Below are 20637 nucleotides of genomic sequence, written 5' to 3' on the forward strand. Positions count from 1 at the left end.
AGCATAAAAGGAACCCGCCGGCATAGCCGGCGGATTTGAATACATACAAAAAGACCGTCCTCGATGAGGACGGTCTTTGAAATTCTTTGACGTTAGAAGAATTACTTTTTCTTCTTAGCCTTGTAATCCACATCCGGGCGGAGTTCAAGGCCAATCGTCACCATCAAGGAAACGATCGGTTCCGTGTGGTCTTCAGAAAGGTCATAAGCAGCCACGCCAGCATAACCTTCGGACTTCACCGTTTCAGCCAAAGCCTTCACGGAAGGAATGCCCATGAAGACGATCGATTCGATTTCGCTGGTAGCAATTTCAGACTTCGAGGCTTCATCGAAAGAAACCTTGTAATCCGGAGCTTCGAACTTCTTCATCAATTCCTTATAGGCGAGAACACCTTCGTTACCACTACCGACACCCGTCTGAGCTTCGCCGAGTGCCTTGGCGCCCATAAAGCTCTTGCCGTAGAAGAATACGACCGGGAGAATCTTATCCTTTTCAACGCCCTTCGACGTCAAAGCGTTCATCGCTTCTTCAAATGCAGCAACGCTCTGGTTCGGCTTGAGTTCAGAAACTTCTTCCGTCATCTGATCCGGAACGAATACAGTCACATATTCCGCATTGTTCAGAACAGAACCGTCGTAAGCATCAGCAGAAGAAAGCGGATACGTGGCAATCGAAAGGGTCTTGTCGCCGAGAGCTTCCTTAAGGGAAGTGACGAGAGCGGCAAAGCCTTCAGCGTTTTCAGCCGTTATGTTCTGCCAGTCCAGTTCCATGCCTGCAGCACCGTTTTCATCGAGAAAAGAAGCGACATTGCTTGCAAAAGTACCGCGGACTTCTTCCGAAGCGGCGATTTCTGCCAGCGTAGCTTCCTGTTCCATGCCGCCCACCGTCACAATCAGCTTGACGTTGTTTTCGGCAGAGAGCTTCGAAAGTTCCTTGAAGTTTTCCGCATCGTTTTCGTCAGCGAAAGCGAGCGAACCATCCGAGGAAGGAAAAAGCGACACATAGTGAATATGGGTCACCATGTTGTAGCGGATATCCTTCGGAGCGAATTGAGAGTACTGGCTCCAGTACGGAAAGTAGCCAACGACCTTATCGGCCGCCGCATTCGCGACTGTCGCCATGCCCAATGCGAAAGTAAAAGCAATCAGTTTTAAGTTCATAAGGATCCTCACTCCGCAATTTCGCGGATGATATCATCATCATCTACGCAGTATAACTTGGTCATCGGATAAGATTCCGACTGAATCGGATTCGCCTTTTCTGCATCCGTGCAAGCACGATAAGCCCAACCGTGAGCCTGACCGTACATCAGATACTGAGAGCTAATTGCAAACGTATCTATCGGGACAGTATTCAAGGCAACGAGATCGTTACGCGTATCTTCGAAGTTGAAGTAGAGCAGTCTCTTCTTTTTATCACTCGGAATGCCACCTGCTGTCGTATCCTGAGTCGTCACGCAATCCGTGGAATCCACCACCGTCTTCGTGCTACCGAGCTGCTTCACAATCGAATAAGTGGTTCCGTCGATTTCGTAAGAGACCTCTTCGGTCTTCGTCGAATCCGTATAGCCATCCACCTTCGTGATGGTCTTGCCGTCTTCAGCGTAAGTCAAAGAGCCGAGATAAACGGTCACCGGAGTTCCATTCGCCGGCTTCACGCGAACGTAAACCGTATCCACGCCGCAGGTCGTCACCGGAGTCGTCGAAACGGACCAGTCTTCCGCCCAAAGTTCTTCCGTGTAACCCGCGTAATACGGGTTCACATAAATCTGGTGTAGAATCGCCGTGTCCGCCATGAAAGCGGCAGAATCCGCTGTCACCGAGTCCGCTTCAAGCGTCAAGCTTGAGTTGTGTGCGGACACGTAATCCTGGATTTGCAAGCTGCGAAGGCCCGGATGCAATGCCATGTATTCTACAGCGTTGAAATCGCTCGGATAGTTGCCTACCAACGATTCCGAGGAACTTACATCCATCGAGGAGCACGCGGTCAGCGCAACAGTTCCAAGAGCCAGTAAATAAGAAAGAGATTTTTTCATAAAACACACCTCTTAGAAAGTCACCGTGACATCGGCCATGATTACATTCTTGTCAATCGAGAATTCATCCGAGATTACACTTGGAATCGAACCGTTTTCGCCAACGCTCATGCGATTGAAGGAAACCTTATCCGTGAGCAAACCATATTGCACAGACAGGTAAGAAGCCGGGGCAATCTTGATGCGCGGTCCCACACGGAGAAGCATTTCTTCGGTCTTCGTAATGGCAGCAGTTTCCGTCAGCATCAGCGGATTGCCGTATTCCATCGAGACCTTTTCGAAACCAGCCAAGATGCCGACAGGACCCACGAGATTGTCGAAAGTCACGCCAGCCATGATGCGGTCGGACTTGCGCTTGAAGTAATTGTCTTCTTCTGCATGAGCGTAAGAACCCTGGATCAAAGCCTTGTCGAGAGCGGAAACGAACTGGTCGATACGAACACCGAGGCCAGCAGCGTATTCCATGAACACGTCATCAGCGGCATCCCAGTTGTAGCGAGCGAAGCGTCCGTTCACAACCACTGCACCATTCCAATCCAAATCGAGGGAAGCGGCAAAACCCTTGCGGTCCGGAGTGGCAAGGCCGTACGGCAAAGCCATATCCACCGAGACGTTCATGAGGTTCAAAGCTTCGTCGAGTTCAAGACGTTTCTTCGTATCGGCGATATAACCGTTGCGGTAGAAGTGAGCGTTCTTGTAGTTGTTATAGACGCGAGAGTAGAGGTAACCGGATTCGTCATTTTCCGAAGAAAGGACGTTTGCCTTTGCCGAAGTGATCAAGTTCGTCACATTCAATGGATTCGAGTTGTAAACCTGGAAGTAGAGGTTTTCAAGGCTCGACATACCGAAGGTAGAAACAAGGTTCGAGTAAACGGAATCCGAATAGAGAGCGTTTGCGTTCAAGATGACCGTGTTACCGCTGAAGTTCGAAGCCGAAGCGAGTTCAGACCAGAATTTTGCATCATTCTGCAAGTAACGCCCGCGGAGTTCCACGGCAAGGTCGCTGAACTTGGCCTGGACATACGGTTCCACATAGAGAGCCGAGCCATTGTCATCCAAGAAGTTTTCCGAAACGGTTTTGTGAGTTGCCTTGGTAATGGAAGAGACGTAAGCGATCGAGTCAAGACCACCGTCTGCATTCGGAACCAAGCCCTTCTTCAGTGAATAATCCGAATAGGTCTTCTCTGCCGAGTAGTAGAGGTCTGCATTCCACCAGGACATTGCATATTCTGCGTCAAAGCCGATCACCACCGGAAGATCCGGGAGAATCTTCTTCGTATTGAAACTGAGTTCACCCGAGAAGACCTTGTTGTCGTCGAAAACGACGGAGTCGCTCAAGTCGAGGTCGTGAGCGAGGAAGCTCAATTCGCGGTCAAAGACATTCACAAAGTTCGCACCGACGTGAGCGCCATAAGCATCCACACCGAGACGGACACCGTAGAGATAACGGTCAGTCCAGTCAAAGTCGAAGAATGCCTGGTCGTTCTTCTTGGAAATGTTGCGCAGACGGGCACCCGTTGCCTGGAGATGCAAATCATCCACAACACCGAGGTTACCGCTGTGATAGTCGATGTTCAAGCCGTGGAGCAGACGACGGGAAGTCGTGTCCAAGTTTCTCTTGCTCATCGCTTCTGCGCGAGCCTGCGCAAAGATTTCCGGTTCCTGCAGAAGATTCGGCTGCGGAGTGTAAAGAGTGTACGGAGTATAACCGACGCGCATATAGCCCAAGTTAAAGGCGAGATGATCGTCGAGAATCTTTCCGTCATAAGAGAACCAGTGACCGATAATCGGGTTGTTGTTCTCTTCGTAAGCACTCTGCCAATCCTTGTGAAGGCGAGCTTCTACGCGAACTTCCGTTTCGGAGCTCGGATGAGCGGTGAGAATCAAGTTCACGTCCGTATAAGCTTGAGTTTCCTGAGTCGGAGAATTGTCGCTGAACTGGTCCGAAGAGGCCATCGATGTCAAGACGCCAGCCTTTGCAGAACCGTTCACTCGGAGACCGAGGACCGCATCATTCAGGGAATCCAATTTTTCAAGCAGCGACTTCTGCTGTTCCGCAACACTCTTTTCTGCGGAAGAATCCTGTTCCGGCGCAGCAAAGGCCGTAGCTGCAGAAAGAAGCAGCACCGAAGAGAAACCGAGCAAATGCATTTTCATATTCGAGTTCATTCCTTAGTCCCTCCCACTAAAATTCCACGTTAATGGAAGCTTCGATAATCGACTGACTGAATTCATGTTTGAACTTACCCGCCACATCGGTCGACACATCATAGTAAGAAGGAAGATTATAAGCACCATCAGAAGAAGCGGCAGCCACGATCGAAGCCGTGTTGTACTCGTTCGAAACGGTGATCATTCCGTAGTTCAAAGAGAGCCAAGCGTTGTCTGCCAAGGAGTAGTCCAAACCAACCATCCACTGCATCTGCTTGCTAGTCGTCTTCGGAGCGGCAAGACCGCTGATCAAACCTTCGTAAGCGTTGTATTCGGAATTGATGTACTGGAGACCAGCCGTAAAGCCGAGACGCGGAAGGTACTGAACATAGAGACCGGCATTGATGAAGTCGCTCTTGAATTCAGCCGTACCGTCAGCCGTGCCGAAGGCAGCCCAATTATCCGTATCAACACTTCTTTCCGAATGCTTGTAAGAACCGGAAAGTTCGAGCGGTTTCTTGAAACCGAGCATCTTGAAGACGTCGACCTTAGCGCCACCGCCGAATTCCATATAGGAAGCTTCCTTGAAGCCGACGACCGGAGCTACCTGAGTGAAGGTGCTGAAGAGTCCCTGCACTTCGGCATAGTCCTTCCAGTTCAAGGTGAGGTTAGCACGAGCACCCTGACGGTTCGAAGTAGCGAGACCGTTCGGGAGAGCGAGCTGCAAAGCCGGATCGCTCAAGCTTTCGATAAGAGCGAGCTGGGAGCGGGAATAGACGCCCGACTTCCAGGAACTCTTGTTGAACGGTGCGATGTTGTAACTTTCCGACTGACCGTCGCGAATGCCACCGTCATCGGTCTTCAAAGTCGTCGTGGCCGGAGAATACTTCGGAGCGTAGTTATAAAGAGCGTCAAAGGTCGAGTAGAGCGGGGAGTTCACGCCGTATTTAATCGTGTTGCCGTCCTTGTCGGAGTTCAAGATGCGACGAGCGAAGAACTTCGGGGACTGGGCGACGTTATTGTACCAGTTGCTGTCGTTACGGACCACGTTCACACCGAGGAGAGCGCCCCAGGTGTCAGCGGTCTTGTAACCGGCATTCAAGTTTACCAAGAGTGCGGAACCGTTGAGTTTTTCATCCGTCACGACATCCGTGTAGAGATTTTCGCCGGTCGAAGCATCCACAGCCTGAGCGCCTGTCGTCGCATCAAGAACCGGAACTGCCGTGTGCGTATAAATCTTGTCGGAAGAGTAAGCGTATTCAGCGACGAGATCCAAGACAAGGTTTTTGTTTCCGAGGAAACCAGCAACGTCACCACCTAAGCGACCACTCACCACCATCGTATTCTGCGGATCGGTGTCATATGGGTTGATTGAAGTGAGAACGTAATCGGCGCTCACATCGTTGTCCGGATGACGATAGGTATAGGAGTAAGAATCTTCGTTATCGAAGATAAACATCGGTGTCACGCCGAGATAAAGGTTCTTATTCAGCGGGAGAAGTTCGATGTTCGCAGCGATAAGCCACTTATCCATGTTGGAAGCCAAGGAGGCGCCTGCGATCGTATCGTTCGGAAGGATATTGCCTTCTGCACCGCTCAGGTCGAGGACCGAGGTGCGGTTCAAGCGAGCGGCCAAAGCTTCTGCGCGAAGTTCGCCGACTGTGCTGCCGAGATTGTGGCGGAACTGGATGTTTGCACCCTGCAAGTTGCGCTGGTTGCCTTCCAGAAGTTCCTGGGCTTCGGCCATGTGACGCTTGCGAGCGAAAATGGTCGGTTCGTAAAGGATTTCCACATCCGGGTTGAACAAGGTCAACGGAGAATACTGCTGACGGAAGTCACCCACAACCCAGTAGAAGGAGTTGCCGATGTTTCCTTCCACATTGATCCAGCCGACGGACATCGTCTTGGAAGCGGAAGAGAAGTATTCCTGCATGCCTGCGCCGAAGCGAAGCATCACGTTTGCGCGGACAAATTCATACGGACGGAAGTGGAAGTCGATGTCGGCATTTGCCATTTCGTTACGTTCCACATCCGGCATCTTATTCAAGCCAGTCGGATCCTGATCCGTGTCGAAGTAAGAAGCTTGTGCGATAGCGCGGATCTTACCCCCGATTTCCACACCGCGCTTGGCATTGATGGAATCGACCTTAGCATCCAATTTTTCCTGTGTCTGCCATTCCGTAGCAGCGGGGACCGTTGCAGCGGCAGCGAGGAAAGCGATCAAGAATTTTTTCATATTCATCTTCATTGTTCACGCCCTCCTTAGAACCAAACCTTGGTTTCCGCAGCAATGTAGTGCGAATGCCAATCGTTAACGGAAAGGGTTTCGTCGGAATGGGTCATCCATTTGTAGCGAACGTGCAAGCCCGCGCGGTCAGCGAAGTCCCAGTCAAAGCCAAGACCGATTGCCGTTTCGAGGTAATTGATCGGGGCGTAAGCGTAGTAGTCGGTAGAGACTTCGTTGTACATATCCGACGTCTTCGAAAGACCGTTCGAAACAGAGTAAGACGTGTAAGCGTATTTAGAGCGGAAGTTTTCAAGACCGAAAATACCCACAACGTGGAACTTCGGATGCACAGCGATTGCCGGTTCAAACTGACCGTAGAAGCTCCAGAGGAGCATGTCGGTTTGGTCTTCGCTGTAAGCGATCGGAGCAATCGTCGTCGAAATACCGGAAATAGCGGCATAACCCGTCATCATTATGTTGCGGTCGGTGCCGAACCAGTGACCGATATCGTAACCACCCATGAAGGAGAGATAAGAAGACCATTTTGCGTGGCTCGGGACTTCCTTAGACCTGATCTGGTCGGTATTCTGGTAGGCGACAAAGGATTCCCACATTTCCCAAGTTCCACCGTACAAGCCACCCTTCTGACGGCGAAGCTTGATACCGGTACCCGGTTCGAGGACACCCGTACGTGCGACATAGCCACTTGCCTTCGGATCGGCGTTACCCGAGTCAGCCCAGAAAATCGGCTTGTGCTTGGTCCAGGAGTTCGTGCTTTCCCACATATTACGACCGTTCAAACGGTAGTTGAAAACGAGCACGTCCATGCCTTCTTCCACCTGGCGATGCTGACCGTACTGCAAGTCGAAGTAGCCGCGGTTGAAAGTCGGTTCGAGCTTCAAGTTCAAGCCCATCATGTTCGGGGTGTAGCGGAGAGAACCGCCGTTCAAATACATTTCATCCTTACGCCAGCTGGTGAAGCGGGAAGGGTTGCTCAGAGAATACGGAGAATAGAAGTCCTTCGGAAGGTAAATACCTTCGACCGTAATCGGCCAGCCTTCGATGTGCTTGCTCTGCGCCTTCACATAGACACCGACTTGCGGATTTGCCGTACCCGTGGTATAAGCATCTTCTGCATAGCCATGGGTCTGGGCAGCTTCGTCGGACTTGTAGAAGTTCACGGAATCCGTGATGCTCACAGCCACATCCGCCATCAAATAGAGTTTCGGGGTGATGTTACCCTTGATGTCCAAGGAGACCACATGCGTATTCAAGAGGGACGGGGTAAGACCAGCGGTAATGTGCTGGTTACGGAATTCATCTTCGTAAATGATACCCTTGTCGAAGACGACGCCCATGTAGTTTGCACCGACGGTCATCGTTTCAAAGAGCTTATCCTTGGCGATTCTGCCGTGATAGACAGCACCGCGCATATCATGAAGACCATAGGTTTCAAGTTCGCCCGGCTGACCTGCATAAAGGCGGAGACCATCACGGGTACCCATGTCCATATCCATCGGCTGGGAAACCATGAACTGCGCCTTCATGTTGTACGGCAACTGGTAAACGTTTGCAAAGAGACCTCCGAAAGAACGGTTCGTCCAGAAAGCACGACCGCCTTCCTTCACCGGCTTAAAGACCTTTTCCTTATAGTAAGTACTGACGGTCTTTTCGTCTTCGAAGAGTTCGTACTGCCAAGCAAAGCGCGGAGCGGTTTCACGTTCCCACATGGTAAGAGGCGAACCATTTGCCCAAATCACGCCACCTGCGGTCACGTAAGCACCGAAGACGCCTGCACGGATATCCACACCGACGTTGAATTCTTCATCGATCGTCGTGGAGTAGTAGTCCGTCGAGTGATCGTAAAGAACGCGTTCGTCGTACGTCGGCACTTCGGTCGGCTGCGTAGCGTACTTGTTGCCGAAGGTACCCGAAAGATCGTACGGGAAGGCGATGTTAGACCACAAGGTCATGTAGGAGTTCGGCATGGCAACGATGTTCGCCTTGAAGACAGCGTCGATCGCCGTGCGAGCCTTATCGCTTGCAAAAGCCGGAGAAGTGTTCGAATAATGGAAGTTCTTGACGCGGAACGCCATGAAGCCAGACACTGCCATCGGAAGGTCATCCTTACCGAGCAAGGTCGATTCCATATTATTGGAGAGAGTGTCCAAAGACGCATTGATCGAGTCCAGTTTGACCTGGGTCGGGGTGGCCCAGACGGACGCGGCGCAAGAAGCGATCAAAAAAGAAGAAACTAGTTTACGCATAAAACCCTCTTAAATCGCATTGCGGAATGGATAGTTGGCCGGACCTTCGTACGGCTTGCCATGCTTCTTGATGACGATGTCGTCAATCCACACCTTGAAGGATTCGTTTTCATCCTTACGGACTTCAAGACGGAAACCCTTGAACTTATCCCACGCAAAGGGAAGCATCACGTCACGGGTGTTCTTGGCATCCCAATAAAGACCCGTCATACCGAAGAGCTTCAGCGGAATGCTGTAATGAGTCCATTCCGTCGTAATTTCACCAAGGCTCTTGGAACGGAGCTTGACCTGGAGCGATTCACCACCGCTCTTCACGCCATCGTCCACGAGCACGAACAGAGCGTTTTCACCACCCTTGGCACCTTTAATCCAGAATTCGAGAACTCCTTCTTCGAGGTACGGAGTCAGGTCCACAGAACCGGCGATACAGATAGCCACACCGGAGTAATCGCTAGCGATCAATTCGATTTCCATGGAAAGAGCGCCTTCCTTGGCGTACTTATCCGTCATAAACGGTTCCGGGTTTTCACGCGGATACTGGTAAGTGTATCCACCGCCACGGGGGACAGCTTCGCGCATCACGACAGTAACGACGTCCTTATCCGGGCGGAACGGCTTAGCGGGTTTCATGATAAAGCGGGATTGATCTCGATCGCGGTATTCACTAAATCCGGCAAAAGAGAACGACGCAAGAAGAAGTGTCACGAAAAGGCACTTCCAGATGGGTTTCTGTATCTTTGCATTCATAGATTTTAATCTCTCCAAAATCCGATAAAATCTGGTAAACCACAATATAATTTGTTTTTTTCACTTTCAAATTTCGTTTTTGCAAAAAAAACACTTTAACTAGAACCATTCCACCCCATTTTTTTGTATTTCTGCCCATTTATTGCGGTTTCATACGTAAACGCCTTATTTGGACACCAAAAAACTTTCATTTTGGGAAAAACTTATGTTTAGGAAAAATTATGTTTAAGAAGGACATATCTATTATACAGGAGCTTCTTCCATGGAAAAAATTTTGATGCCCCTTCTCGGATTCGCTATAACGACGATGGTCGCCTGCTCTAGCGATTCTGGACAGCTCTCTGCGGTCGAATCTTCAAGTTCTGCAGAAAGCTCGGCAACTGTCGTTGCCGTAGACTACTCCCTGGGACGCGCAATGAACGCCCGTCTTGGACGTGGCATCAACTTGGGAAATTCCTGGGATTCCAAGTCATACGCGGATGATGTTCCGGAAGAACCCTATAATTTTGGTTACAACGACGATCTGGACGGCGGCTGGGGAAACCCGATCAAGGACGGCGACTTCGAGATCGTCAAAAACGCCGGTTTTAACTCTGTCCGTATTCCTGTGCGCTGGCAGCACAACTCCAATCCGACCACCCACGAAGTCAATCCGGAACGCTTGGCCGGAGTGATGGAAGACGTACAACTTGCGCTGAATCAAGGACTTGCAGTGATAGTCGACTTTCACTGGTACCAGGAATTGATGAACGCGGCAAACGATTACACGAACGATCCGACAAACAATGCGGCAGCTTACGAAGCGGAAAAGACCCACTTTTTAGCCATCTGGGCCCAGGTGGCGACCGCTCTGAATGTTTTCCCGGATTCGATGCTCGTGCTTGAAATTTTGAACGAACCGACTATCAAGGACGCAACCGTCTTGAACGATGTGATGCTTTCTGCTTACAACGTAATCCGCAGCGCCGCTCCGGGCAAGACGATCATGTTCGAATCTTACCACGCGGCCAAATTCAACGACATCGGAGCCTTACAGCTTCCGCAGGACGGAAACATCATCTTTTCCGGTCACTATTATGAACCGTACACCTACACGCACGCAGGTCACGGTTACACCTGCGCTGGCGACGAAACCTATTCGACGACCGCGACGACGGACTTTCCGAAGTATGTGGCACTCGCCCAGTCCCTTTACCCAGACGTAAACGGCGGACATATTCCGATGAACATGGGTGAATTCGGCGTGGCGGCAGGTGCCCGCAGCAGTTGCGGCGAAGCAAAGGGTCCAAGCGACAAGTATTGGGCTCTTTGGAGCAAGAAGACGATCGCCGCCGCTGAAAAATACGGTATGAGCTGGACCTACTGGGGCTTTACCAAGGTGGGCGGTTTTGAAGCTTATGACCGCTACAACAACACCTGGTACACGGGTATTCTTGATGCCTTGTTCCAGAATTAATTTGCGAAATTAGCGAATCAGCGGACGATTTTCCGCAAAGAAATTTTGAATGACGAGATCTTCGGATTTCGCCATTTCTTTTGCCATTTCTTCGGCGGGGCGTTTGGAATGGTAGAATTCGCGGTACATGCGTTCGATTTCAACGATTTTGCTTTCGGGGAAACGCTCCGGGAAACGACGCAAGGCGTGTAGATTGACCCCGGCGAAACGGAGCGGATTTCCGAGCGCCTTCACATACGGGGGAACATCCTTGTCGACTTTGAGTGCCGCGCCGATAAAGCTGAACGCGCCGATGCGACAGTTCTGGGTGACGCCTGCGGTGCCGCCCAAGTTCGCATATTCCCCTATCTGAACGTGACCGGCAAGCTGGACTGCATTCGAGATGACGACCCCGTTTCCGATGCGGCAGTCGTGTGCCACATGGACGTACGCCATCATGAGCACATCGTCGCCGACGACCGTCTTGCCGGTGGCTGCAGTGCCGCGGTGGAGAGTCGCATATTCGCGGATCGTGCAGCGTTCGCCGATTTCGAGTGTGGTTTCTTCACCGCCAAACTTGAGGTCCTGCGGGATGTTCCCGAGGCTTGCGCCGTCAAAGACTTTGGTTCCCGCCCCGATTTTTACATGCGAAAGAACGTGAACGCGGGATTCGAGGACAACATTTTCGCCGATTTCGACAAAATCTTCCACAAGGCACCAAGGGCCGATACAAGCAGAATCTGCAACTTGAGCGTTTGGGCTCACATAGGCGGAAGGGTGAATCATCATGGGTATAGAATAATAAATATATTTTGCCCGTTATGCTAAGCATTTGCATTCTCGGAGTCCTTACAGCGCTTTACGCGGTGCTCTTCCTGTTCTTTTCGATTGGCCTTTTGCGTGCTAAAAAAGACAAGGAAAAATCGGAAAAGTTCTGGACCGTTTCGGTCATTGTTCCTCTGCGCAACGAAGAGGAACATGCAAAGCGAACCCTCGAAGCCTTGAATGCTCAAGATTATACCGGCGAATGGGAAGTCATCTGTGTAAACGACCGTTCGACCGACAATACTCCACAGATACTCGAAGAATTCGCCGCGGCACATCCGAGATTTTCGGTGGTTCATGTTCCGATGGACGCGCCTTACCTCGAAAGTCCCAAAAAGCGTGCGCTCGAAACGGGTTTTAAACAGGCGAAGTACGAAATTCTGATGACGATGGACGCCGACTGCTTACCGCCGAAAGGCTGGGTCCGCTCCATGGCGAACCGCTTCCGAGGAAACATCGCGATTGTGCAGGGGCCGAAAAAAAATTCCGGTTCGCCGGGAGTCGTCCACGCCTTTCAAAAGCTCGAAACCCTCGGTTATACTTCGATTGAAGCGGCTGGCTTCAGCATGGGCATTCCGATGGTCGCAAGCGCGGCGGCTCTCGCCTATAAAAAAGACCTCTTCTTTAAGGTCGGCGGATTTGGCGATCTCGTGCACCTTTCTTCCGGCGACGACGACATGCTCGTGCACAAGATGATCCACGAGCCGGATGTCGGATTCTGCTACAATCTGGACAAGGAAGCGGTCGTCGAAACCGCTCCGGTCGATACCTTCAAAGGTTTGCTGAATCAACGCGCCCGCTGGTCGAGCAACGGAACCAGTTACAGCAATCACCTTTACACTTTTTTCCTGACGCTGATTTATACTTTTTATGTGTGGCTCTTTGTGTCGCCGTGGCTTGCGCTGTTTCTCGATTTTCCATGGAGCTGGTTCCTTGTGCCGTTTGCGGTCAAGTTCGCCGTTGATGTACTATTCCTTTCGATTGGAGCGATTCGCCTCGGAGAAACCAAACTTTTAGCGGCGCTTCCGATGACCGAGCTGTTGCAAGTCCCCATCATCACGGTGGCTGTTCCGCTTGGAATCTTTAAGATTTTCCGTTGGAAATGAGTGTGGCTAACAGAACAAGTCTTCTCGCTATCCAGCCCCCACGGACAAGCTTTTGTCCGGCGATGTAAGTGATCAAATACCATTTGGTATCAACCGAAAAAACTCTTAAATGGTAAGAGTGTTTCACGGTCAGTAGGAAAAGCGACGGGCTGTAGCTTCTTCTGAATTCAACCCGCTTTGAAAAAATCTTTGAAGCCGCTAACTTTGCGCCGCAACGCAACAAAGGAGGCACGATGCGGTTCGAGAAAGCGGCGGAAAGCTGGTTCGGGAAGGCGGCGGCGGATTGGAAGGAAAGCACGCTGGCGAAATACAGGGCGCTTTTGCGGAAGCATCTGCTGCCGGCGTTCGGGGGCATGGAGGCGGAAGGAATCGGGACGGGGGATGTGCGGGATTTCGCGGAGCGGGAACTTTCGGGGTTCTCGATTTCCGCGCGGCGTTTCGCGCTTTCCACCCTTTCGCGGATATTGCAGTTCTCGCTTCCGGCGGAGCTGTTCCGTGCGCTGGAGTTCCCGAAGGGCGGGAAAGTCCGGAAGGGAAAAGCCGACTCGCTTTTGCCCGGGGAGCTCGCCGCGCTGATTCGGACGCTGGAAGGGAACAAAAACCCGAAACGGGAGAACACGGCGCATGTCCTTTTGCTGATTGCTTTCACCGGGATGCGGCTCGGCGAAGCGTGCGCGCTCAGGCTTTCGGACTTCGACTTCGTGCGGAACACCGTTCGGATACACGCGACGCTGGAACGGCTTCCGGTCGAAAACGGCGGGACGGCGGACGGGGCGAAGGGAAAAGCCCGGACCGCCCTGCGGCTGCTGCCCGCGAAGACGGCGAGCGGCGAAAGGGAAATCCCCATCCCGGAAAAGCTGCTCGCCCGGCTGAAGGAAATGGCGGCGGAAAATCCTCCCGAGGCTCCCCTGACGACGCGCGACCCCCGGACACTGCAGAACCACTTCAAGAAATTCCTGAAAGCGGCGGGTATTTCGAAAGACGCCCACATCCACACGCTGCGGCACACCTTCGCGACGCATTCGCTCTCCGCCGGGGCGGACCTGAAGACGCTCTCGGCGACCCTCGGCCACGCGAGCACCCACACGACTTTGGATTTATACGTGCACCCGACTTTCGAAAGCAAGCGCCGGCTGCAGGAGGCGTTCCGGCTATTCATCGCGCACCCGGAAAAGTGGGGCCGGCAGGGCGACGATGCGGACTGGGGAGAGGGGTTCGGGAAGGGACGGCCCTTCGGGTGAATTTCGCAGAAGGGCTCTTCTGCGAAAGCTCCTGAGTTTGACAATAAAATATAACTCGAAAATGTAAAATTTTCAATACACGGACAGCGAAAATCTTTACCGGATTGTTACGGGACAGAGGGAAATCAGCTCCGGGCGCAAGATTTCCAACCCCGCAGGCGAAATTTCCTGCCGGGCGCTTCCCCGCCCGTTCCCTCTTTTGCCCGGGGGCGGTTCCGGGGCGGGAAAATGCGCGCTTTCAACGTCTTTTCCCGCGATGTTTTTTTCGCAGAAGAGCCCTTCTGCGAAAAAAAGGAGAAAATTAATGAATGAAAAAATAATCGCAGCCGCATTTGCGCAAGTAGAGAATGCGGGAGAACTCGTCAAGTTCTATTTTGAACCCTCCTTCGGCTCGCGGAACAAGTCGGACATCGACCTGATGATGTTCAAAATCTATTACGCAAGCTTGAATGGCAAAGGAACGTCGGATATCGAAATCAGCCGGGATTTGAAAATAACGCAGGCGAAGGTGCGGAGCCTGAAAAATCGGTTGCGCCTGGTCTATCCGCAGGAACCGGGCGAAGATTTGGCCTCTTGTCTAGAGAAATTGTTCGCTATGACAAAGCGCGTCCATTACGATGAAAAGACGAACAAAATAGAAATCACCGTTCTGGATTCCATTTTATATGAAAATTTAAAAGACAAACTGGAAGAAAATGGCGCTTCTCTGGACATTACTTTGAATCCAAAACTTTTTTCCATTACGGCAGGGCAGTTTGTCGAATTTGCGCTCGATAAATTGAATGCCGGACAAAAAAAGGAAATCCAGAAGCAATTGAAAATGCAAGGATTGAAAACGGAGCAGGGCATAATTGGTAAAGAATCCTTCAAGGAGGTTTTATAGATTAGGCAGATAAATACTTTACAAAACAAGCAAAGTTTACTATATTTGCATCATGGAAAAAGATGATGCAAGAAAGAATGTCCAGAGCCTTCTCGAAAAACGGAAGACAATCGTAAAAATGAAGAAGGCGGGATTCAAGAAAAGCAAGATCGCAGAGACCTGCGGCGTGAGCCGCCCCATGGTGGATGCAGTTCTATCGCTTTACGAGAAAGGCGGGATGAATGCGCTCAAGCCGAAGACAAGGGGCCGCAAGGAAAGGGAAAAAAGGCTCCTTTCCGCCAATCAAGAATCCGAGATACAGAAACTAATCCGGGACAAGCGTCCCGAACAGCTCAAGTTCAAGTTCGCCCTCTGGACCCGCGAAGCGGTTGCGGAGCTTGTCCGCAGCAAATTTGGAGTGAAGCTGGCCAAGAGAACGGTCGGCGACTACCTCAAAAGATGGAACTTCACCCCGCAAAAACCGATTGTCCGCGCGTACGAGCAAAACCCCGAAGCGGTGAAGAAGTGGCTCGAAGAGGAATACCCGAAAATAAAGGCCGATGCGGTATGCGAGAATGCGGAAATCCACTGGGCGGACGAGACCGCCATCGTGAACACGGATGTCCGTGGCCGCAGCTACGCCCCCTGCGGGCAGACCCCGGTCGTGAAGGCTCCCGGATGCAGGGAGCGCTTTTCCATGATATCGGCGGTGAACAATCGCGGGAAGTGCCACTGGATGATGATTGACGGGGCGTTCGACGCGACGAAGCTCATCGACTTCATGACGGCTCTGGTGAAGGATGTGTATGCAGACGGGAAAGGGAAGAAAGTGTTTCTCGTGATGGACAACCTGAGGGTTCACCACAGCAAGCCGGTAAAGGAATGGCTTGAAGCGAACACGGACAAGATAAGCGTATTCTACCTGCCCAGCTACAGTCCCGAGCTGAATCCTGACGAACGTCTTAATGCCGACCTGAAACACGAAATATCTTCCAACGCACCGGCTCGGACTCGCGAAAAGCTACGCTCCCATGCGGAATCCCACATGAAAATGGTGAGCAACAGCCCTGAACGAGTAATCAAGTATTTTGGCGACAAGCATGTCTCTTATGCAGCATGACTATGTAAAAAATATATCCGCCGGAGCAATAAGCTTTATCTTGAAGCAGGGGATTTCTACGGGGTTTAACGCCCTTTCACAACTATTGCTGCAACAACTAGGGTAATCGTTCACCCCAAACGAGGAAAACATGAAACAAGCGATTTTCACGATACTTCTAATCTTCCCCCTCGTCGGCCTGGCTTCCTGCGAGAAGGATTCCTTCACGGACTCCCGGGACGGTCAGACCTACAGGACCGTCCAAATAGGGAACCAGACCTGGATGGCGGAGAACCTGAACTACCATACGGAAGGCAGTTCCTGCTACGGCGACAAGCCCGCCAACTGCCAAAAGTACGGCAGGCACTACACGTGGGAAGCGGCACTAAATGCCTGCCCGAGCGGTTGGCACCTGCCGAGCATGGCGGAGTTCGATACCTTGATTGCCACTGTCGGCGGGGTAGATGTCGCCGGTAAAGTTCTCAAGTCAAAGAGCGGCTGGAAGAGCGATGGCAACGGCACGGACGCCTACGGTTTTTCCGCTCTCCCGGCGGGCGTCCACTTCAGCGACGATGACTTCGGCGACGCTGGCTCCTTCGGAGACGCCGGCGACTACGCCAACTTTTGGAGCACCACGGAGGACAGTCGCCTCACCGCCGACTTAATGAGCTTGAAATACGGCGACGACCGCGCGTACCTGTATGACGGCATACAGCTCGGCCGTATATCCGTTCGTTGCCTCCGGGACTCCCGTTTGTGAGGTCTAACGCCTGCCGCAGGCAGGCCAAAGACCTTACAAACCGCCGCTCAGGGGGAGCGCAGCTCCACCACAGCGGCGCGGCGGCGATTCCCAGCTTTCAGGGCCGATCGGACGTTTCCCGGGCTAGGACTCACTTTTCACAATCAACCCATCAATCAACCAATTACTGGATTTGCTTATCAAGGCGGAAAAAGCGCAGAAACGCTAGGAGAACCAAATGCATATTAAACGATTCCTCTTCACAGCCCTAGCCCTTTTCCCCCTCGTCGGCCTGGCTTCCTGCGAGAAGGATTCCTTCACGGACCCCCGGGACGGTCAGACCTACAGGACCGTCCAAATAGGGAACCAGACCTGGATGGCGGAGAACCTAAACTATAAAATGAAAGGCAGTTACTGCTACGGCGACAAGCCCGCCAACTGCCAAAAGTACGGCAGGCACTACACGTGGGAAGCGGCAATGGATGCCTGCCCGAGCGGTTGGCACCTGCCGAGCATAGCGGAGTTCGATACCTTGATTGCCGCTGTCGGCGGGCTGGGCGTCGCCGGTAAAGTTCTCAAGTCAAAGAGCTGCAGGAAGAGCGATGGCAACGGCACGGACGCCTACGGTTTTTCCGCTCTCCCGGCGGGCAACCGCTACCTCGATGGCGACTTCGACCACGCCGGCTACGACGCCCACTTTTGGAGCGCCACGGGGCGCGATAGCGTCGACGCCTACAACATGTACTTGGGCTGCGACTCCGACTACGCGTACCCGCTTTACCTCGACAAGAACTTCGGTTTGTCCGTTCGTTGCCTCCGGGACTCCCGTTTGTGAGGTCTAACGCCTGCCGCAAGCAGGCCAAAGACCTTACAAACCGCCGCTCAGGGGGAGCGCAGCTCCACCACAGCGGCGCGGCGGCGATTCCCAGCTTTCAGGGCCGATCGGACGTTTCCCGGGCTAGGACTCACTTTTCACAATCAACCCATCAATCAACCAATTACTGGATCTGCTTATCAAGGCGAAAAAAGCGCAAAAACGCTAGGAGAACCAGATGCATATTAAACGATTCCTCTTCACAGCCCTAGCCCTTTTCCCCCTCGTCGGCCTGGCTTCCTGCGAGAAGGATTCCTTCACGGACTCCCGGGACGGTCAGACCTACAGGACCGTCCAAATAGGGAACCAGACCTGGATGGCGGAGAACCTGAACTATAAAATGAAAGGCAGTTACTGCTACGGCGACAAGCCCGCCAACTGCCAAAAGTACGGCAGGCACTATACGTGGGAAGCGGCAATGGATGCCTGCCCGAGCGGTTGGCACCTGCCGAGCATGGCGGAGTTCGATACCTTGATTGCCGCTGTCGGCGGGCTGGGCGTCGCCGGTAAAGTTCTCAAGTCAAAGAGCGGCTGGAAGAGCGATGGCAACGGCACGGACGCCTACGGTTTTTCCGCTCTCCCGGAGGGCTACCGCTACCCCGATGGCGACTTCGGCCTCGCCGGCTACTACGCCAACTTTTGGAGCGCCACGGAGTACAATAGCGGCAACGCCTACAGGATGAGCATGGACTACTTCAGCGACTACGCGTACCCGAATTACCTCGACAAGCCCCTCGGTTTGTCCGTTCGTTGCCTCCGGGACTCCCGTTTGTGAGGTCTAACGCCTGCCGCAGGCAGGCCAAAGACCTTACAAACCGCCGCTCAGGGGGAGCGCAGCTCCACCACAGCGGCGCGGCGGCGATTCCCAGCTTTCAGGGCCGATCGGACGTTTCCCGGGCTAGGACTCACTTTTCACAATCAACCCATCAATCAACCAATTACTGGATCTGCTTATCAAGGCGAAAAAAGCGCAGAAACGCTAGGAGAACCAAATGCATATTAAACGATTCCTCTTCACAGCCCTAGCCCTTTTCCCCCTCGTCGGCCTGGCTTCCTGCGAGAAGGATTCCTTCACGGACCCCCGGGACGGTCAGACCTACAGGACCGTCCAAATAGGGAACCAGACCTGGATGGCGGAGAACCTGAACTACCATACGGAAGGCAGTTCCTGCTACGGCGACAAGCCCGCCAACTGCCAAAAGTACGGCAGGCACTACACGTGGGAAGCGGCAATGGATGCCTGCCCGAGCGGTTGGCACCTGCCGAGCATGGCGGAGTTCGATACCTTGATTGCCACTGTCGGCGGGCTGGGCGTCGCCGGTAAAGTTCTCAAGTCAAAGAGCGGCTGGAAGAGCGATGGCAACGGCACGGACGCTTACGGTTTTTCCGCTCTCCCGGCGGGCTTCCACGTCAGCGACGCTGGCTACTTCGGCGACGCCGGCGACTACGCCAACTTTTGGAGCACCACGGAGGACTGGCGCCTCGCCGCCGACTTCATGAGCTTGAAATACGGCGACGACCGCGCGTACCTGTATGACGGCGCGAAGAACTTCGGTTTGTCCGTTCGTTGCCTCCGGGACTCCCGTTTGTGAGGTCTAAAGCCTGCCGCAGGCAGGCCAAAGACTTTACAAACCGCCGCTCAGGGGGAGCGCAGCTCCATCACAGCGGCGCGGCGGCGATTCCGGCAAGCCCCAGCCCACAGGGCGGGGGCTTCAATGTTTCATCCTATCCATCAAACGCGAAAATAAGCAAAGCATCTACTTTCTTTGCGACTGCAGGTACTAGCAGGTTTGGGGTGTTTCCGCAAGTGGCTGTCGTTAGAAACGGAAATTACAGCTTGCGGATTTCTTCCTCGGAAAGGCCGGTTTGCCGAGCGATTAGTTCCAAGGATATGCCGGCATCGCGGAAACCTTTCGCCATTTCCCTCCGCTCCCTTTCCATGCCGATCCCGATGCCTTCGTCGCGACCCTTTTCGAAACCAAAGTCAACCCCCTCCTCGTACTTCGCGGCAAGGGCCTTCTCTTCGGCTTCGGCGATGGTTTCGTAACCGTACGCTTCGGATGTCTTGACAAAGTCCATTTGGAATTCCTCTTTCTCTTCCTGCGGGAGGAGTTTCTTCAAATATAGAAATGTCTGCGTGAGGAAACTCTCCGCTTCGTCCCGGGGCAGTTCCTTCAGCATCTTCACGGCGGTGCGTAGGTGGCTCTGCATCTTTTCGCCATGGAAGACGTACTTCATGGCGACCAAAGCCAGCGCGATTTTCGGGGAGATGTCCCGGATTTCGTTTGTGCTGAAACTGTCGCCGATGTCCACCAGCTCGAGGACGAACGGCAGGCCGATGCGGTGGTAGTATGCCGGGTAGTCCGGGAACATGGTTCTCACGTCCAGGTTCCAGCGTTCCCTGCCGTTATAGAAGACGATGGCGACGGTGGGAATGTTCTTTTGCGTCTTGACCATGATGTGGTACCAGTACTTGACGAGCTGCGAGACGACATTCGGGTCCTTGGAGGACTTGTGCTCCTCCAGAATGCCGACGAGGAGGTCGGCGGAACGCTTCGCCTTTTCGCCTTCGTTTCCGCCTGTATTTTCGATTTCTTCCCCGGCGATTCTGACAGTGAACGCCAGATCCGCGTAGCCGAAGGTTTCCGTGTCGCTGAAGGATTCGGAGATTTCGGTGAGGGTCGATAGGTCGACGGTTTTCAGGAACTCGGCGAGGCTCCTGTTGTTTTTGGCGACAAGGCGCAAAAGTTCCGCGGCACGGTCCGGTGCCTTGAAGACGGAGCGGAAGTAGGAGTCATGCGGGGTGCGGCTGGTTTCGGTCATGATGTTCCTCTTGGATACGGACTTTCCCCATGAATGTCCTATTCCTTTAAACGCTCGAACGGGAAATTTTTCCACCTCGATTCGTGTAAAATATTGTTTGCAGGGGAGATGTTTTTTTTCGTTGCCTCCGGAACTCCCGTTTGTGAGGTCTAAAGCCTGCCGCAGGCAGGCCAAAGACCTTACAAACCGCCGCTCAGGGGGAGCGC

At 52.9% G+C, this 20637-nt stretch carries 17 protein-coding genes; 9 read left to right on the forward strand and 8 right to left on the reverse strand.

Annotation, left to right across the window (positions count from 1 at the left end; genetic code table 11):
* Positions 1-101: 101 nt before the first annotated feature.
* From BGX16_RS04440 to BGX16_RS04465, 6 genes are read right to left on the reverse strand one after another with little or no spacing between them, the layout of a single operon-like run.
* On the reverse strand, positions 102-1160 hold the full coding sequence (locus BGX16_RS04440; RefSeq protein ID WP_100424967.1) for a glycoside hydrolase family 18 protein: 1059 nt from the start codon (positions 1158-1160) through the stop codon (positions 102-104).
* 8 nt (positions 1161-1168) lie between these two features.
* Positions 1169-2035, reverse strand: a complete 867-nt coding sequence (locus BGX16_RS04445; protein WP_100424968.1) for a hypothetical protein — start codon at positions 2033-2035, stop codon at positions 1169-1171.
* A gap of 12 nt (positions 2036-2047) precedes the next feature.
* On the reverse strand, positions 2048-4192 hold the full coding sequence (locus tag BGX16_RS04450) for a hypothetical protein (protein ID WP_241899446.1): 2145 nt from the start codon (positions 4190-4192) through the stop codon (positions 2048-2050).
* A gap of 28 nt (positions 4193-4220) precedes the next feature.
* Positions 4221-6422: a hypothetical protein gene (locus BGX16_RS04455; RefSeq protein ID WP_241899447.1), complete on the reverse strand. Its 2202-nt coding sequence runs from the start codon at positions 6420-6422 to the stop codon at positions 4221-4223.
* A 26-nt stretch (positions 6423-6448) separates the two neighbouring features.
* Positions 6449-8680 carry a hypothetical protein gene (locus tag BGX16_RS04460; protein WP_100424971.1) on the reverse strand — a complete coding sequence of 744 codons (2232 nt, stop codon included), beginning with the start codon at positions 8678-8680 and terminating at the stop codon, positions 6449-6451.
* Between the two features lie 9 nt (positions 8681-8689).
* A complete protein-coding gene (locus BGX16_RS04465) occupies positions 8690-9427 on the reverse strand; it encodes a sugar-binding protein (RefSeq protein ID WP_100424972.1) in 738 nt (245 codons plus the stop codon).
* 262 nt (positions 9428-9689) lie between these two features.
* On the opposite strand from BGX16_RS04465, the gene BGX16_RS04470 reads away from it, so the two are divergent.
* Positions 9690-10883, forward strand: a complete 1194-nt coding sequence (locus BGX16_RS04470; protein ID WP_241899448.1) for a glycoside hydrolase family 5 protein — start codon at positions 9690-9692, stop codon at positions 10881-10883.
* Positions 10884-10892: 9 nt separating this feature from the next.
* Here the strand turns inward: BGX16_RS04470 and lpxA are convergent, their stop codons facing one another.
* Positions 10893-11651, reverse strand: coding sequence for an acyl-ACP--UDP-N-acetylglucosamine O-acyltransferase (lpxA, locus tag BGX16_RS04475; protein ID WP_241899449.1), 759 nt, complete (start codon positions 11649-11651; stop codon positions 10893-10895).
* A 32-nt stretch (positions 11652-11683) separates the two neighbouring features.
* Between lpxA and BGX16_RS04480 the strand changes: the two genes are divergently transcribed.
* The 8 genes from BGX16_RS04480 to BGX16_RS04515 all read left to right on the forward strand — a co-directional run bounded on the left by BGX16_RS04480 (position 11684) and on the right by BGX16_RS04515 (position 19200).
* Positions 11684-12793, forward strand: coding sequence for a glycosyltransferase (locus tag BGX16_RS04480; RefSeq protein WP_100424973.1), 1110 nt, complete (start codon positions 11684-11686; stop codon positions 12791-12793).
* A gap of 233 nt (positions 12794-13026) precedes the next feature.
* Positions 13027-14034: a tyrosine-type recombinase/integrase gene (locus BGX16_RS04485; protein ID WP_100424974.1), complete on the forward strand. Its 1008-nt coding sequence runs from the start codon at positions 13027-13029 to the stop codon at positions 14032-14034.
* A gap of 304 nt (positions 14035-14338) precedes the next feature.
* Complete coding sequence (locus BGX16_RS04490; protein WP_100424975.1) at positions 14339-14917, forward strand: hypothetical protein; 579 nt, start codon at positions 14339-14341, stop codon at positions 14915-14917.
* 52 nt (positions 14918-14969) lie between these two features.
* Entirely contained in the window at positions 14970-16016 is a 1047-nt protein-coding gene (locus BGX16_RS04495; RefSeq protein ID WP_073306514.1) for an IS630 family transposase, read from the forward strand.
* 130 nt (positions 16017-16146) lie between these two features.
* Positions 16147-16755 (forward strand): fibrobacter succinogenes major paralogous domain-containing protein, encoded by a 609-nt coding sequence (locus BGX16_RS04500; protein ID WP_100424976.1) that lies wholly within the window; start codon positions 16147-16149, stop codon positions 16753-16755.
* Between the two features lie 217 nt (positions 16756-16972).
* Complete coding sequence (locus tag BGX16_RS04505) at positions 16973-17569, forward strand: fibrobacter succinogenes major paralogous domain-containing protein (protein ID WP_100424977.1); 597 nt, start codon at positions 16973-16975, stop codon at positions 17567-17569.
* A gap of 217 nt (positions 17570-17786) precedes the next feature.
* Positions 17787-18383 carry a fibrobacter succinogenes major paralogous domain-containing protein gene (locus BGX16_RS04510; protein ID WP_100424978.1) on the forward strand — a complete coding sequence of 199 codons (597 nt, stop codon included), beginning with the start codon at positions 17787-17789 and terminating at the stop codon, positions 18381-18383.
* A gap of 217 nt (positions 18384-18600) precedes the next feature.
* Positions 18601-19200: a fibrobacter succinogenes major paralogous domain-containing protein gene (locus tag BGX16_RS04515; RefSeq protein ID WP_100424979.1), complete on the forward strand. Its 600-nt coding sequence runs from the start codon at positions 18601-18603 to the stop codon at positions 19198-19200.
* Positions 19201-19438: 238 nt separating this feature from the next.
* On the opposite strand, the gene BGX16_RS04520 is transcribed toward BGX16_RS04515, so the two are convergent.
* Positions 19439-20431, reverse strand: a complete 993-nt coding sequence (locus tag BGX16_RS04520; RefSeq protein WP_100424980.1) for an Rpn family recombination-promoting nuclease/putative transposase — start codon at positions 20429-20431, stop codon at positions 19439-19441.
* Positions 20432-20637 lie beyond the last annotated feature (206 nt).

Origin of the sequence: Hallerella succinigenes (assembly GCF_002797675.1) — a bacterium.
GTDB lineage: Bacteria > Fibrobacterota > Fibrobacteria > Fibrobacterales > Fibrobacteraceae > Hallerella > Hallerella succinigenes.

Excerpts from the sequence above, each read along its gene's own strand:
- BGX16_RS04440 (WP_100424967.1), bottom strand. The coding sequence starts at position 1,160 with ATGAACTTAAAACTGATTGCTTTTACTTTCGCATTGGGCATGGCGACA.
- BGX16_RS04445 (WP_100424968.1), bottom strand. The coding sequence starts at position 2,035 with ATGAAAAAATCTCTTTCTTATTTACTGGCTCTTGGAACTGTTGCGCTG.
- BGX16_RS04450 (WP_241899446.1), bottom strand. The coding sequence starts at position 4,192 with ATGAAAATGCATTTGCTCGGTTTCTCTTCGGTGCTGCTTCTTTCTGCA.
- BGX16_RS04455 (WP_241899447.1), bottom strand. The coding sequence starts at position 6,422 with ATGAAAAAATTCTTGATCGCTTTCCTCGCTGCCGCTGCAACGGTCCCC.
- BGX16_RS04460 (WP_100424971.1), bottom strand. The coding sequence starts at position 8,680 with ATGCGTAAACTAGTTTCTTCTTTTTTGATCGCTTCTTGCGCCGCGTCC.
- BGX16_RS04465 (WP_100424972.1), bottom strand. The coding sequence starts at position 9,427 with ATGAATGCAAAGATACAGAAACCCATCTGGAAGTGCCTTTTCGTGACA.
- BGX16_RS04470 (WP_241899448.1), top strand. The coding sequence starts at position 9,690 with ATGGAAAAAATTTTGATGCCCCTTCTCGGATTCGCTATAACGACGATG.
- lpxA (WP_241899449.1), bottom strand. The coding sequence starts at position 11,651 with ATGATGATTCACCCTTCCGCCTATGTGAGCCCAAACGCTCAAGTTGCA.
- BGX16_RS04480 (WP_100424973.1), top strand. The coding sequence starts at position 11,684 with ATGCTAAGCATTTGCATTCTCGGAGTCCTTACAGCGCTTTACGCGGTG.
- BGX16_RS04485 (WP_100424974.1), top strand. The coding sequence starts at position 13,027 with ATGCGGTTCGAGAAAGCGGCGGAAAGCTGGTTCGGGAAGGCGGCGGCG.
- BGX16_RS04490 (WP_100424975.1), top strand. The coding sequence starts at position 14,339 with ATGAATGAAAAAATAATCGCAGCCGCATTTGCGCAAGTAGAGAATGCG.
- BGX16_RS04495 (WP_073306514.1), top strand. The coding sequence starts at position 14,970 with ATGGAAAAAGATGATGCAAGAAAGAATGTCCAGAGCCTTCTCGAAAAA.
- BGX16_RS04500 (WP_100424976.1), top strand. The coding sequence starts at position 16,147 with ATGAAACAAGCGATTTTCACGATACTTCTAATCTTCCCCCTCGTCGGC.
- BGX16_RS04505 (WP_100424977.1), top strand. The coding sequence starts at position 16,973 with ATGCATATTAAACGATTCCTCTTCACAGCCCTAGCCCTTTTCCCCCTC.
- BGX16_RS04510 (WP_100424978.1), top strand. The coding sequence starts at position 17,787 with ATGCATATTAAACGATTCCTCTTCACAGCCCTAGCCCTTTTCCCCCTC.
- BGX16_RS04515 (WP_100424979.1), top strand. The coding sequence starts at position 18,601 with ATGCATATTAAACGATTCCTCTTCACAGCCCTAGCCCTTTTCCCCCTC.
- BGX16_RS04520 (WP_100424980.1), bottom strand. The coding sequence starts at position 20,431 with ATGACCGAAACCAGCCGCACCCCGCATGACTCCTACTTCCGCTCCGTC.